Source organism: Pseudomonas sp. GW821-FHT03E01 (assembly GCF_059420765.1).
The window spans coordinates 1-14687 of the sequence record NZ_JBWKUI010000011.1; the positions used below are offsets into that span (position 1 = coordinate 1).

Consider the following 14687-nt stretch of genomic DNA (forward strand, 5'->3'; position numbering starts at 1 on the left):
GTGAAACTCGATGGCAACCTCGCGGCCAGTGGTGGCGATATTCAGATCGATGCCAATGGCCATCTCAGCCTGGCGCAAACCTCGGCCGCAGGCGCCGTCAATGTCAAAGCGGCCAGCCTCGATGCGCGCGGCCCGGTCTACGCCGGCACCGCCGTCAACGTGCAAACCCAGGGCAACCTGACCAACCAGCAAACCCTCGCGGCCCGGGACAGCATCGCGCTGACGGCCGGCGGTGTGCTGACCAACAACGGCATCATCGAAGCCGGGGTCAACGCCGACACCAGCCGCAATGCCAGCGGCGATGTGAATCTGAATGCGCAGAATTTCACCAACACCGGCAAGAGCGTGGTGGCTAGCCGCAACCTGACGGTCAATACCGCGCAGACGTTGAATAACCAGGGCGGCACTTTAAGCGGGCAGAAAAAAACCAGCATCACTGCTACTACGCTGGATAACCAGAACAAGGGCCGAGTATTGGGCAGCGGCACTCTGGAGCTGAAAGCCACGCAGGTTCTCAACACCCAGGGCGTCATTACCAGCAACGGCAACCTCACGGCCAATCTCGGCCACCTGAACAACCACAATGGTGAAGTTTCCAGCGCCGGCACCACCACCGTCACCGCCACAACACTGGACAACAGTGACGGCCAGGTCACGGGCGACGTAGCCCTGAACATTGGCTTGATCGGCGCCCTGAATAACCAGAACGGTGTGCTGGGCTCCGGCCAAAGCGTGAGCATCAGCGCCGCCAGCCTGGATAACAGTCATGGCGGCAGCCTGGTTAGCGATGGCAGCGTCACCGCACGCATCAATGGCTTGTTCGACAACCAGAATGGCGACCTGAGTGCCAAAGGCGTGGTCGACCTGCAAACCGGCAGCCTCGACAATCGCAATGGCAGCCTGACCGGCAAGGATCGCCTGACCCTGCGCAGCGATTCACTGGATAACCGCACCGGCAAAGTACGCGCTGGCAAAGACCTGCAACTGACCGTCGGACAACTCGATAACCGCCAGCAAGGTCTGCTCAACAGCCAGGCGGCCATCAACTTCAACGGCACTCATCTGGATAACCGCGACGGCTTGCTCAGCGCAGCGGGGGCGGTGCAACTGCAGGCAGCCAGCGTCGACAACAGCGGCGGCCGTATCTCCAGCAAAACCGATCTGACGGCCAAGGTTGCGCAGTTCACCAACCAGGGCGGTGAGCTTGTCGCTCAAGGAATGTTGACCCTCAATGGCAAGGGGCTCGATAACCGCAGTGGCGGGCTGGTAGGCGCGACAAAAGCGCTGAAACTCAATGTCGATGAGGTGGACAACCGCGGCGGCGAAATCTCCAGTGCCGTTGATGTGGCCATCGAAGGCCAAAGCCTGAACAACAGTGACAACGGCAAGATTCTGGCTGGCACCGAGCTGGGCCTGAAAGTGGCGCAGATCATCAACCAGAACAAGGGGCTGTTGTTCGGCAAGGGCGCCACGACAGTGACGGGGCAGAACCTGGACAACAGCGGTGGCAGCCTGGTCACTCAGCTTGGGCTGGATATCCGCCTCGACAACGCGCTAAGCAACATCGAAGGCCTGATCAGCAGTGAAGGCACCCTGACGGTCAACGCGGCGAGCCTCGACAGCACCCGTGGCAGCGTGTCGAGCGCCGGCGCGTTGGCGCTGACGACGACAGGAGTGCTGAACAATCAGGGCGGGTCGATCACCACCGACAGCGGCTTGACCCTCAACAGTCAAAGCCTGAACAACAGCCAGAACGGCCTGCTCAGTGGCAAGAGCGCGACCGCCGTCACCACGGGTACGTTCGACAACACTCAGGGCGGTCAATTGATCAGCGGCGATACGCTCGACCTGACCGCGACCCAGGTCAGTAATGGCGTTGCCAGCCGAATCGCCAGCGATAAGGCCCTGACCGCCAGTGTCACCGGTTTCGATCAACAGGGCGGTCAGCTGTTCAGCAAAACCGCCCTGAGCCTGGACTTGAATCACGGCCAACTGAACAACCAGAACGGGTTGATCAATGCACCGTTGCTGATGTTGAAAAACCTCACGGACGTCAACAACCGCAACGGTGAAATCTCCAGCGCCCAGGCCTTCACACTGGCCGCCCGGAACCTGGATAACGGTAACGGCAAGCTGATCAGTAATCAGGGTTTGACGCTGCACATCGATCAACTGCTCGCCAGCATCAAGGGCCTGATTTCCGCACAGACCCTGGAGGTGCACAGCGCGCGTCTGGACAACACCGGCGGCTTGATCAGCAGTCATGGCACCCTCGGGATGACGGTGGACGGTCAGATCGTCAATCAGGATGGCACGTTCATCGCTGACGGTGACGTGAACCTCAGCGCCGATAGCCTGGACAACACCCGTGGCCAGATCGCCGGTAAAACCGATGTCACGGCCAACGTTGCGACTTTGAACAACCAGGGTGGGCAACTGATTGCCACCGGTGGCCTGACACTGACCGGTACCAGCCTCGACAATCGCAACAGCGGACTAGTCGGCGCGACCAATGCGCTGCAACTGAACGTCGGATCGGTCGACAACCGTGGTGGCGAGTTGTCGAGCAAGTCGAACGTGACCCTGATCGGCAACCGTCTGGACAACAGCGATGGCGGCCAGGTATTCGCCGACGGTGCTTTGTCCCTGACGGTCGAAAATATCATCAACCGCGCCAAAGGCCTGCTCTCGGGCAAGGCCGACCTGACATTGACCGGCCGCGATCTCGACAACAGTGGCGGCTCGCTGTTAAGTCAGAAAAACCTGACGCTCAATCTCACGGGGGACCTGAACAACAGCCAGGGTCTGCTCAGCGCTGAAGGCTCACTCGGGGTCACGGCCGCCAGCCTGACCAACACCCTGGGCAGTGTTTCCGCGGCAGGGCCGCTGACGTTGACCACCACCGGCGCCATTCTCAACCAGGGCGGCGAGATCGTCACGGATGCTGGCATCACACTCAACAGTGCCAGCCTCGACAACCGCAATAACGGCAGCATCAGTGGCAAGGGGGCGGTGATCGTCAACACCGGCGCACTGGATAACAGCCACGCCGGTCGCTTGAACAGCGGCGCCAGTCTGGACCTGACCACCACCCAACTGACCAACCAGGATGGCGGTCGTATCGCCAGCGTTGGTGCCCTGACTGCCAGCGTCACCGGCCTGGATCAGCAAGGCGGGCAACTGTTCAGCAACACCTCTCTGACACTGGATCTGAACCAGGGTCAGCTGAACAACCAGAATGGTCTGATCAGCGCGCCGTTGTTGATGCTCAAAAACCTCACCGACGTTAATAACAACGGCGGCGAAATCTCCAGCGCCGAGGCTTTCACCATCGCTGCTCGCAGCCTGGACAACAGCAACGGCAAACTGCTGAGCAATCAGAACCTGACCCTGCGCATCGATCAGGCACTGACCAACCTCAAAGGCCTGATCGCCGCTGCAGCACTCGACGTCAAAGCCGCCAGCCTGGACAACAGCGGCGGCACGCTGACCAGCCGCGCCAACCTCGACCTGAGCCTCGACGGGCTGCTGACGAACCAGAACCAGGGGCTGATCAACGCCACCACGGAGCTGACAATCAACAGCAGCGGTCTGAATAACCAGAACGGTTCTTTGCTGGGCAGCGCCATTGCCATCGACTTCGGGGCGGCTACCGGCGACCTGAACAACGGTGCCGGCCTGATCACCACCACGGGTTTGCTGAGTCTCAAGCACCTGCGTGACCTGAACAATCGGAACGGCGAAATCTCCAGCAGCCAGAGCCTCGATCTGACGGCCCGCGCACTGGATAACAACAACGGCAAATTGATCAGCAATAACCTGCTGACGGTCAACGCCGACACGGTACTCAACCAGGGCGGTCTGATCTCCGGCTGGCAAGGCCTGAGCCTCACCAGCAACAGCCTGGACAACCGCAACAAAGGCACGCTGTCGAGTCATGACAGCGATGTGGCCGTCACCGTAAGTGGTGCCATTCTCAACAGCGGCGAAGGTGCACTGGTCAGCCGGAAAACCCTGAGCGTCAACGCGTCGAGCCTGGACAACAGCAACGGCGGCATTCTCTCCAGCGGCGGCAATCAGACCCTGACCCTCAGCGGCCTGCTGAACAATGCTCAGGGCGGCTTGATCGACAGCGGCGCAACCCTGGCGATGCAGGCGATGACCCTGGGTAATGCCGGCGGCACCGTCAACGCAAAACAGGACCTCAGTTTCACCGGCACCACACTGGATAACACCGGCGGCAATCTGATCGGCAACGGTGCCGTGACCCTCGACCTGCTCGGCGCCCTGACCAACACCAACGGCAAACTGGCCAGCGCCGGCCCACTGCTGGTGCAACGCGCCACGCAAATCAATAACCAGGGCGGTCAAATCGCCAGCCAAGGCTTGATGACGCTGCTCACCGGTGGCCTGGACAACCGCAATCTCGGCACCATCGCGGCCAATGATCTACTGACCATCACCACCGGCGGCACGATACAGAACAGCGCCGACGGCCAGATCTACAGCCAGAATGGCGACCTGCAAATCCAGGCCGCCAGTCTCGTCAACGCCAAGGGCACCCTGCAAAGCCAGGGCGCTTTGAACCTCACCATCGGCGGCGATATTGACAACCAGAGCGGCCGCATTGTCGCCAAGGCCGGTGACCTGTCGATCAAGGCCGGCAACCTGGATAACCGCGGCGGCGTGCTCGCCAGCCTGCAAGCCGCGTTCACGGCCAACCTGACCGGTGTGCTGAAAAACGGCTATGACCTGAACAACAACCGCCGCAGCGGCGTCACCCAGGCCGAGCGCCTGAACCTGACCGCGCTGGCCGGCATCGATAACTACGGCGGGCGTATCGCTGCGCAAGGCGGCGACGCGACTGTCGTCACCGGCAACTTCGACAACCGCAACGGCGGCCTCTACGCCAAAGGCAAGGTCAGCGTCACCGGCAACAACTTTGACAACAGCGGCGACAATGACGGCCAGATTGCCGGTCAACAGATCGACCTCACCCTCAGCGGTGCCCTGAACAACCGACTGGGCATCATCGAGAGCGACAGCACCCTGTCGATCAAGGCTGCCAGCCTCGACAACCAGACCGGCCAACTGCGCGCCCTCGGCGACAAAGGCAAAACCAGCTTCCAGATCGGTGGCCTGTTCGACAACCGCAACGGCACCCTGGAAAGCGCCAACACTGACCTGACAATGGCAGTGGGCGGCTTCCTCAACGGCGGCGGCAGTCTGCTGCACGTGGGCAACGGTACTTTCGACATTTCCACCGCCAACGTCACCGGCGCCGGCGGCACCATCGTTACTCGCGGCGGCCTGACCCTCAACGCCGACAGCTGGACCAACAGCAACGTCATCCAGGCTGGGCGCCTGACCGTTAACGTCAATAGTTTCACCCAGACGGCGAGTGGTCAGTTGCTGGCCTCGGATAGCCTCGTCGGTACCGGTGTCAACTGGTTCAACGAAGGATTGATTGCCAGTGACGGCAGCATGAACGTGGGGCTGAGCGGTGCTTACTGGGGGGCTGGTCGTCTTAGCAGCCAAGGGGCCCTTGGCCTGAATGCCGCGCAAGTGAGCCTCAATAGCGTCACCTCCAGCATCGCTGGCGGTGGCAACACCACGCTCAATGTCAGTGGTCAACTGGATAACGCCGGTCGCCTCACTTCGGGCGCCAACCTGACGGTTAACGCCGGCGGGATCAACAACTTCGGGACGCTGGCCAGTGCTCAACAACTGACCGTCACCACCGGTTCGCTGGTCAACAGTAACGGGCTGATCTTCAGTGGCGGCAACATGGGCCTGCGGGTCAATGCGCTGAACAACAGCTACGCCAACATCTACAGCCTGGGCAACCTGACGATCGACCGTAACGGTCAAGGCGCCCAGGCCGCCAGCATCGTCAACAGTTCGGCGTCGATTCAAAGCGACGGCAGCATGAGCCTGGCGGCGAGCACGATTCAGAACATCCGCGCGGTGCTGACCACCAATAACCAGGGTATCTACACCGCCCGAATCGGCGAAATCACCTGTATCGAAGGGGTGAACGCGGGCGACTGCAGCGGCAAGCAAAACCATGTTTGGGAGATCGTGCAGCGCGACAAATTTGAAGTCACTGATGCCAGTGCCGCGTCCAGCATCACGGCGGGCGGGGACCTTACCCTGACCGGTGGTGACCTGCTGAACCAGAGCAGCACCATAGCCACCGGCGGCAATCTGAGCGCCTCGCTGGTCAACCTGACCAACAGCGGCATCGAGACCGGCGAAACCGAGACCACCCGGGTATTTCGCTCCGAACGAACTCGCAACGCAGGCGGATGGTACAACGCGGCCAGTAATTTCACCGACAAGTACTGGTTCGAAAGCGCGGGCTACACCCCCAACGACCTGGGCGGTCTTGAGGCCGGAATAGCCAACTTTATCGGCATGACCGAAGTGGAGTATCCGAACTTAGGCAGCACCACGAAAATCTCGTCCAGCGACCAAAGTTACGCCGCCGTGATCCAGGCTGCTGGCGCGGTCAACATCAACGCCCAGAACAATATCGATAACAGTGTCGTACGCCCTGGCTACACCTACGTGGGCAGTGGTCCGCGCACGGGCACCGGTGCTGCGGGCAGTCAGTTCTCCACGCGCATCACCCTCAATCAACAATTGCCGCCCAACCTGGCCCAACAGCAAGTCAACCCGCTGGCCTTGCCCGGCTTCGCTCTGCCCACCGGGCAAAACGGCCTGTTCCGCCTGAGCGGCCAAGACAGCAGCACTCCAGTGGCCAGCGGTCCGCAAAGCTGGACCATGGGCGGCGGCAGCGTCAGCACGACCCAGCGTCAGCAACCGCTGCAAAGCGTCCAGCCACGGAACATTCTACCGGTCAGCAACACTCAGGCCTCCGCCAGCAGCGTTGACCTGAAGCCTGTTGATTATGTGGCGTCGAACGTGGGCGTCGGTGCCAGCGCGATCGACGTCAGCGCACCGGCTGCCAATTCAACCGGCTCGACACTGCCTGGTCGTTCCACGGCCTTTACCATCAATCGCGTCCAAGGGTTGCCGGCCAGCAGCGGCCAGTCCAAACCCCAGAAATACCTGATCGAAACCAACCCGGTACTCACCGACCTCAAGCAATTCATGAGCTCGGACTACCTGTTGTCGAACCTCGGCTACGACCCCGACCAAAGTGCCAAGCGCCTGGGCGATGGCCTTTATGAACAACGCCTGATCCAGCAAGCGGTAGTGGCGCGTACCGGTCAGCGATTTATCGATGGCCAGACCAGCGACGAAGGCTTGTTCAAATACTTGATGAACAACGCCGTCGCCAGCAAAACAGAACTCAACCTGTCGCTGGGCGTCAGCCTGACCTCCGAACAAGTCGCGGCCCTGACCCACGACATTGTGTGGATGGAAAATGCCGAGGTGAACGGCGAGCAAGTGCTGGTGCCGGTGTTGTACCTGGCCAACGCCAACAATCGCCTGGCCGCCAACGGTGCCCTGATCCAGGGCAGCGACGTGACCCTGATCGCCGGCAAAGACCTGAACAACGCCGGCACCTTGCGCGCCTCCAACAACCTGTCGGCCACCGCCACCAACGATCTGGTCAACAGCGGCCTGGTGGAAGCCGGCAATCGCCTCGACCTGAAAGCCGGCAACAACATAGTCAACAAGGCCGGCGGCATCATCGCCGGCCGTGACGTCACGTTGACCCCACCCGGGGCGACGTGATCAACGAACGCACCGTCACCACTCACGAAAGTGGCAGCGGTTATCGCAACGAGCGGACCGACTTCGTTGACAGTGCTGCACGTATCGAAGCCGCCAACAGCCTGACCATCAAGGCAGGGCGAGACTTCAACAACACCGGTGGCGTACTGAAAAGCGGGGCGGACACCACGATCAATGCCGGACGAGACGTCAATCTCACCTCCGTAGAGCAGGTCGGTAGCAACGAGCGTGGTCCGAACCACCGCGATCAAACCATCACCCAATACGGCTCCAGTATTGACGCGGGTCGCGATCTGACTCTTAACGCCGGCCGGGATCTCACCGCCATTGCCAGCCAGATCGACGCCAAACGCGACATCGCCATGGCAGCCAAAGACGACTTGACCTTGGCATCAGCCGCGGATGAGCAGCACTCGTACAGCAAGACCAAGAAAGTCACGAGCCAGGAAGACCATGTCAGTCAGGTTTCAACGACGGTTACCGCGGGCGGCAGCGTTGCACTGAGTGCGGGTCAGGATCTGACGCTGATCTCCAGCAAGGTCAACGCTGGAGATGAAGCCTATCTGGTGGCGGGTGACAAGCTTGAGCTGCTGGCGGCGCAAGACAGCGACTATTCGCTGTACGACATGAAGAAAAAAGGCAGTTGGGGGAGCAAGAAAACCCAGCGTGATGAAGTGACTCAGGTCACTAACGTGGGAAGTGAAATCAAGGCCGGTGGGAATATCGGCCTGATCAGCAGCGGCGATCAACGCTATCAGGTTGCCAATCTGGAGAGCGGTAAAGACCTGACGTTGCAAAGTGGTGGTGCCATCACCTTTGAAGGGGTGAAGGACCTGCATCAAGAGAGCCACGAGAAGAGCAGCAATAGCCTGGCCTGGACTTCCATGAAGGGCGAAGGCACGACCGACGAAACCCTGCGCCAGAGCGCTTTGGCCGCCCAAGGAAAATTGACCATCAATGCGGTCAATGGCCTGCACATCGACGTCAAGCAGATCAACGAGAAAACCGTTAGTCAGACCATCGACACCATGGTCCAGGCTGATCCTCAGCTGGCTTGGTTGAAGGACGCCGAGCAACGCGGCGATGTGGACTGGCGGCAAGTCAAAGAACTGCACGATTCCTTCAAGTACAGCCATTCTGGGCTGGGCGAAGGGGCAATGCTGGCCATCATAATTGTGGTGACTGTATTGACGGCAGGAGCAGCGAGTGCGGCCGTGGGAACGGCGGCCAGTGCAACGGCGGGTTCAGGCACTGCGATGGCTGCTGCCAGCTCTACGGTCGCTGCGGGTTGGGGCAACGTGATGGCTTCGGCGGCGCTCACCTCGATGGCCAGTACCGGCGCCGTGAGCTTCATCAACAACAAGGGCAATCTGGCCCTAGCACTCAAGGATACGTTCAGCAGCGACAGTTTGAAAAACGCCGCCATCGGGAGTTTAACCGCTGGTGCGATGAGCTATGCGGACAGCAACTGGTTCCAGAGCCCAAGTGGCGCCACTAATGGTGGATCGCAAGTCACAGGGGCAGGTCCTATCCAGAATCCGGGCTATTCCAGCGATATGCTCAGCTGGAGTAACGCCGAGCAAACCGTATTGCGCAGCGGCACGCATGCGTTGATCAACAGTGGCATCTCAACAGCCATCAATGGCGGCAGCTTTGGTCGAAATCTGGGTGGGGCGCTGTTGGGTGAGGGGCTGGATCTCGCCGCCGCGGCCGGTAACAAGGGTATTGGTGATCTTGCTCATAATCTGGGCGTTGACCCTGGAAGCGCGCAGACCATCTTTCTTCATGCGGTGTTGGGCGGGCTGATATCGGCGGCCAAAGGTGAGGGTTTTACCAGCGGCGCGATTGCCGGTGGCGTTGCTGAAGGGCTGACACCCAAGGCCAACGAGTTTTTAGCGCAGTACGTTAGTGAGAATTTCAACGCCGATAACTTGAGCGTGCAAGGCAGTCAGAGCAAGATCGCGACCGCTCAAATGATCGGGCTGCTCTCGGCCGCACTGGCGGGCGGCAATCCCAATACTGGCAGTTTGATTGGTGGGGCTGGGGAGAAGTACAACGACGAACTGCACCATAACCAGGTTGAGGAAGCAGACTATGAGCTGAGGAAAATGATGGGTGAGCCCATCCCTCAGCAGGAGCAAGATGACCTTGGTAAGGTCGAACCTATTGACATCATGCAAGGACCGCATGGTGGTGCGAGTCCTCTGGGTGGTGGGGTTGCAAAAGCTGCGGCAAATGGCAGTGGGCCAGCTAAGGGCTTCTTAGAAGTCAGTGATGCATATTCATCCTCCAAAGCTGTACAAGGGTTGAGTAATTCAAAACCTATTGACTTTATTTACGATCCGGCTAGTCAACGATTCATCATGGGGAAGAATCAATTTGGGCATGATGGGATATTGGATGCTGGAAAAATCCCTTCATCTGACGCTATCGTCGGCGGCGGGATCTGGAAGGAAAATGGAGTCCTTCGAACCTATGAATGGAGCGGACATTACGGGATGAACTGGACTCCCGAGCTTCGTGAGCAGTTCAAGTCCTTTATGAGCAGCCATGGCGTGGATGTTACCCATACTCCCGGGATATCTAGATGATAGATGAACTGAAAAAAAAGCTATTGATGGAGCTCGGTAAGCTAGATGCTCCATGGATAAAAAAAATTGAGTACAACTCTGAAGGGGCTAATTTGAGTTGGCTTCCTGTAGCAAAATTGTGTGGGGGGCGTTTTCTTTTGGGGCTTACTTCCAAGGGGCTTTGGGCTAGATCGACAGAGTCTGTTGTTCAGACAGTCAGCGACGAAACTGCGTGTGTATTTTTTCTGCCAGTATTAGAGGATCTTCCAGAAGTGGTTCGTTGCAAGATGATCGATGGGCTTAAAGGTTATGGGCTTTCCGAGGGGTTCATAGACTTATTTCCATTTGAGCAAATTGTTATGGCAGGTCTTAGAAGTCAGAGTGAGTACTGGTCTGGCTTGGCATTGAAGTGGGTTTTATTCGTCCCGAGATCTAATAGTTTAGAAACAGAGTTGGAGGCGTTGAGTAAAGCTGGAGAGACTCAACAAATACGTCACTCGGCCAGAAAAATAGCTAAGCAGCTAAAAGTTTTGTGACATAGGTGCAAAAGAAATTCCCATATCTCGGGCTAAATACGGGGATGCAGCAGACCATATATCTAATGCGCAAGAGGCTGGTTATCCCGACGTGCTCACTATTGATCGCCCGGGGCGCCAGGAAACAGAAAAGAATCAATAGGAGGGCTTCCTAAAATTCCTGGAAAACAGTTAGATGAATATCCTCCAGCAATGTTTAAGGAGGGAGGGGAAGGAGCCAGCGTGCGCGCCATAACACCTAAAAATAATATGGGTGCAGGTGCTTGTATAGGAAATGCATGCAGAGGTCTAGAGGATGGAGAGAAAGTTAGAATTAAGGTGGTCGAATAATGGCTAAATTAACGGTAGGTCTGTATCTGTCGTACTCACAGTTTTGTGTGTTTATTAGCTCACTCCCACAACCATATAATGACTGGAGTGATCGAAACTATTCACAGGGCTTTTCCTGGCGTCCTGGTAGCGCCTCCTTTCGAGCGCTGGTAGAGGAAGGTGATCATGAAATCACCATCTTTATCGAGGAAGCTGTTCCTGAGGTGAGCTCGGATGTGATACGGGCATTTCGAGTGCCATTTGATGTATCGGATAGCAATGTCGAACTTGCAAGTATTTCAGGCTCGGTGCCTCTTGAACTACCGATAGGAACATACACCCTACAGGTTGAGTTTTTTGGGAGCATGGGTGAAGAGGTGCCAAGAATCAATGTGCGACTAAATAAGGGAGGGACAGCGTTTTTGATATTAAAGGCAGATGCAGAAATAGAACAGGAAGGCGATTTTGATCTTGAAGCATCACCAGCTACATAGCTAAAAAGAGCTGAAGAGAAAAGGGGACGGATTTATTTGTTTGGCTCGTGCGGTGGCTAGAAAATAAATCCGTCCCCTTTTTTCTTGGGTTTTCCAGATTTTTCTCCTTACGCTATGCACAGGGTGCAAATTCTGGGACTCACTGGGAAATACGGAGTGGACTCTAAACTTGCAAACTCGGCGGTTGGATTAGACGCGACACCCAGCGGGTTCGTCTGGCTTCATGTTGAAGATGGCCAGACGATGCTCCTAATACCTCAGGATGTGCATAACTCTACGAGGCATACTGGTGGTTCCGCAGTTATTCGGAATGGAGGGTTTGACAAATGAAAGTTAAAGTAAAGAAAGTAAAAAATATAGAATGCGGGGCTTTTGAGGCTGTTGAACTGTTTGTTGGCGCAGTTTTGAATGCTTCAATAAGGGGTTTTTTTGAAAGATTTAATGGCGGAGAACCTGCGTTAAATGTATTTGATGTGGGCGATGATAATAGTAGTGGCATAAATCAATTTATCCCTGTTAGTGAGGTGATTGCAGAGCTTAAACGGTTCGAGTTCAGAAAAGGGTTTATACCGATTGCTTGGGCCGAAGGTGGCAACTATGTGGCGGTTGATTTGATAGATGGTTGTGTTTATTTTGTCGATCATGAGGTCTTAGATAGGTATGTCAAGCTGTCGGTGGGGGTTGATGCATTTTTGGATGAATTGAATCCAACTTCTATCGATGATGTGGTATTGAAGCCTGGCCAGGTTATAAAAACTTGGGTAAATCCTAATCCTATTAAAGGTCTTAAGGGAAAATAGATTAAGAGAGAAATAGGCCGCCCGAGTTGGCGGAGGCATTTTACACACTCTACATCACGAGTGGATATACGGGGGTATACGGGGGCAGACCACATTTTTAAACGTGGTCTGTCCCCGATTTCCTGCGATTTCCTACTGGGTGTGGGATCAACATATTCTGTACCTGCAAGCGCATTAGAAGGGATTCTTAACGGTGGCGTAATTGTCCATCCATAGGTGAATAAATATTATGCAGAAGAAATGTGATTTATATTTATGTGGTCCGGTGGATGCGTCGCGACTTAAAATGCTACGTTTGTTTGATAATGATTTTGCTTGCGAAGATGGCAAGGTGTTTAGTGGTTATTTATTTGTAAGTGTTAATAGGGTAAAGCTTGTGGCGGTAGTGTCTGCTCTGCGGCAAAAGCAGATATTATGTTTCAGTGTTCCCGTCGAATATCGAGAAGGTGAGATTTCATTTGAGATAGCATTTGAAATAGCAAAAAAATATTCTGCAGAGCAAGGTGTAGTAGTAGGAGTGAGAGATCAATCGCAATGTCCACCTCTTTTTTGGTCTTTTAGTTTGAGCTCTGTCGGTCATGGGGAGAAAAAAGCAGGTGGGATGCTTATGGTTGATCGCTTGGATGGTCATATTTGGGGGCTTGATGAATATGAAGAATATATGTATGACTACAATAATATTTTCTAAGTGGTAATGTGTATAAATACCTAAAGGGATACCTAAGGGAGAAACGGGGACAGACCACGTTTATCCTGAGAATGGCAAAAAATGGGGGCAGACTACGTTTTTCTGTGTCGCACTTTAGCGATCTGAAAAAGTGTGAAATAGATAGGGAGATTGTTTTTCGTAGGATTGACTAAGTTATTGGCATCATTAATTGTGAACGGATTCACCATATGCCACGCAGAGCACGTCTCTTGATGCCAGGTGTCCCCTTGCATCTGATTCAACGAGGAAATAATAGATCAGTTTGCTTTTTTTCAGCGGATGATTACCTTTTTTATTTAGAGCTGCTTGCTGAGCAGGCCAACAAAAAATCGTGTGAAATTCACGCATGGTGTCTTATGACTAATCATGTCCATTTGTTGATTAGCCCTCATGAGCACAGCAGTACCAGCTCGCTTATGAAAGGAATAGGGCAACGATATGTGCAATACATAAATCGTACATATGGGCGTAGTGAGACTTTATGGGAAGGACGCTTCCGTTCGTGCCTTGTTCAAAGTGATAGTTATGTATTGGTCTGTTATCGCTACATTGAGATGAATCCTGTCAGAGCCAAAATGGTGACGCATCCTGCGGAATATCGTTGGTCGAGTTATCGTGCTAACGCACAATCAGAGTTTTCGGATCTCATTACCCCGCATGCTCAGTACCTATCGCTTGGGGGACACAGATGTATCGACTGCTGAAGTCTATCAAGCGAGTTGGAGATAGGATTGGTTGACCAGATTCGGGCTGCCACCAATGGCAACTATGTACTTGGTGATTCGCGATTTGCAGCCGAAATTGAAGCTATGATTGGGCGACGAGCTCGGCGGGGATGCCCGGGCAGACCGAAAAAGCATTCGATTTTTTAGATGGAAAACGTGGTCTGTCCCCGTTTTCTCCCCGTTTTCTCTTACCCACCAGGTACCGATCCAAGCGCTCCCGGGAGCACATATATTCGATTGATGCCTTCAGGCTCAACCCCCGTTACCGGCTTAGAGAATGGTTATTGGATTTCTGTGAAAAATGGACAGCCGATAAATCCAGCAACAGGTGGAACTGGCACAAGAGGAGAGACGCATGTGCCATTACCACCTAATACCGAACCGCCGGCGCGGTAAGAGGATAGTTATGATTAATGAAGCGGATTTGGCGGAGCTGAAGTCAGCAGTGCTAACAGGTGTAACTGTTGGGGTTGGCTCTCAAGTTCTGATTTTTGGCAGCGGCGCTACCGTTATAGTTCAGTGTCCTTTTTTGTGTGAAAGTCTTGGGTGGGAGCAGTGGGGGCACGGAGAAAAAGTTTATACGAGTACACTGTTCTTTGATTTTTTTAATCATCGAGTAGAGGAAGCCTCGCTTGAGGAAGGTGAAGTTCTAGTATTAAAGTTTGAGGGGGTGAAGATATTAAAAATTGTCCCTGAGCGAAATGGACTAGAGTCATATGTAGTTACTACTCGTTTTGGTATTTGTCCTGTCGCAATAATTTAGAGTTTTAAAGGGAGCTGTATGGTGGCTTTTAACCTTGACTCGAGATCGGCTAATGGGCGTCCCCTCTTTTGCGT

10 protein-coding genes are annotated in these 14687 nt (G+C 55.2%); all 10 read left to right on the forward strand.

What is annotated here, in order from left to right:
• The coding region (locus AC07VO_RS18855; protein ID WP_495007658.1) for a beta strand repeat-containing protein at positions 1-7707 on the forward strand (7707 nt) is incomplete at its 5' end.
• Entirely contained in the window at positions 7704-10298 is a 2595-nt protein-coding gene (locus tag AC07VO_RS18860; RefSeq protein WP_495007659.1) for a polymorphic toxin type 43 domain-containing protein, read from the forward strand. The genes AC07VO_RS18855 and AC07VO_RS18860, both read left to right, overlap by 4 nt.
• Positions 10295-10813 (forward strand): hypothetical protein, encoded by a 519-nt coding sequence (locus AC07VO_RS18865; RefSeq protein ID WP_192351593.1) that lies wholly within the window; start codon positions 10295-10297, stop codon positions 10811-10813. The genes AC07VO_RS18860 and AC07VO_RS18865 overlap by 4 nt, the downstream gene beginning before the upstream one ends.
• Positions 10814-11005: 192 nt before the next feature.
• Positions 11006-11143 (forward strand): hypothetical protein, encoded by a 138-nt coding sequence (locus tag AC07VO_RS18870; RefSeq protein WP_158245550.1) that lies wholly within the window; start codon positions 11006-11008, stop codon positions 11141-11143.
• Positions 11143-11616: a competence protein ComJ gene (comJ, locus tag AC07VO_RS18875; RefSeq protein WP_086946462.1), complete on the forward strand. Its 474-nt coding sequence runs from the start codon at positions 11143-11145 to the stop codon at positions 11614-11616. The genes AC07VO_RS18870 and comJ overlap by 1 nt, the downstream gene beginning before the upstream one ends.
• Positions 11617-11730: 114 nt before the next feature.
• Positions 11731-11946 (forward strand): HNH endonuclease signature motif containing protein, encoded by a 216-nt coding sequence (locus tag AC07VO_RS18880; RefSeq protein WP_086946461.1) that lies wholly within the window; start codon positions 11731-11733, stop codon positions 11944-11946.
• Positions 11943-12416: an SMI1/KNR4 family protein gene (locus tag AC07VO_RS18885; protein WP_086946460.1), complete on the forward strand. Its 474-nt coding sequence runs from the start codon at positions 11943-11945 to the stop codon at positions 12414-12416. The genes AC07VO_RS18880 and AC07VO_RS18885 overlap by 4 nt, the downstream gene beginning before the upstream one ends.
• Positions 12417-12645: 229 nt before the next feature.
• On the forward strand, positions 12646-13104 hold the full coding sequence (locus tag AC07VO_RS18890) for a hypothetical protein (protein WP_138866150.1): 459 nt from the start codon (positions 12646-12648) through the stop codon (positions 13102-13104).
• Positions 13105-13337: 233 nt separating this feature from the next.
• Positions 13338-13829, forward strand: coding sequence for a transposase (locus AC07VO_RS18895; protein ID WP_225609309.1), 492 nt, complete (start codon positions 13338-13340; stop codon positions 13827-13829).
• Between the two features lie 427 nt (positions 13830-14256).
• Positions 14257-14613 (forward strand): hypothetical protein, encoded by a 357-nt coding sequence (locus AC07VO_RS18900; RefSeq protein ID WP_086946459.1) that lies wholly within the window; start codon positions 14257-14259, stop codon positions 14611-14613.
• Positions 14614-14687: the final 74 nt, after the last annotated feature.

Bases quoted from the DNA above. Each gene is read 5' to 3' on its own strand.
- AC07VO_RS18865 (WP_192351593.1), top strand. From the start codon at position 10,295: ATGATAGATGAACTGAAAAAAAAGCTATTGATGGAGCTCGGTAAGCTA.
- AC07VO_RS18870 (WP_158245550.1), top strand. From the start codon at position 11,006: ATGTTTAAGGAGGGAGGGGAAGGAGCCAGCGTGCGCGCCATAACACCT.
- comJ (WP_086946462.1), top strand. From the start codon at position 11,143: ATGGCTAAATTAACGGTAGGTCTGTATCTGTCGTACTCACAGTTTTGT.
- AC07VO_RS18880 (WP_086946461.1), top strand. From the start codon at position 11,731: ATGCACAGGGTGCAAATTCTGGGACTCACTGGGAAATACGGAGTGGAC.
- AC07VO_RS18885 (WP_086946460.1), top strand. From the start codon at position 11,943: ATGAAAGTTAAAGTAAAGAAAGTAAAAAATATAGAATGCGGGGCTTTT.
- AC07VO_RS18890 (WP_138866150.1), top strand. From the start codon at position 12,646: ATGCAGAAGAAATGTGATTTATATTTATGTGGTCCGGTGGATGCGTCG.
- AC07VO_RS18895 (WP_225609309.1), top strand. From the start codon at position 13,338: ATGCCAGGTGTCCCCTTGCATCTGATTCAACGAGGAAATAATAGATCA.
- AC07VO_RS18900 (WP_086946459.1), top strand. From the start codon at position 14,257: ATGATTAATGAAGCGGATTTGGCGGAGCTGAAGTCAGCAGTGCTAACA.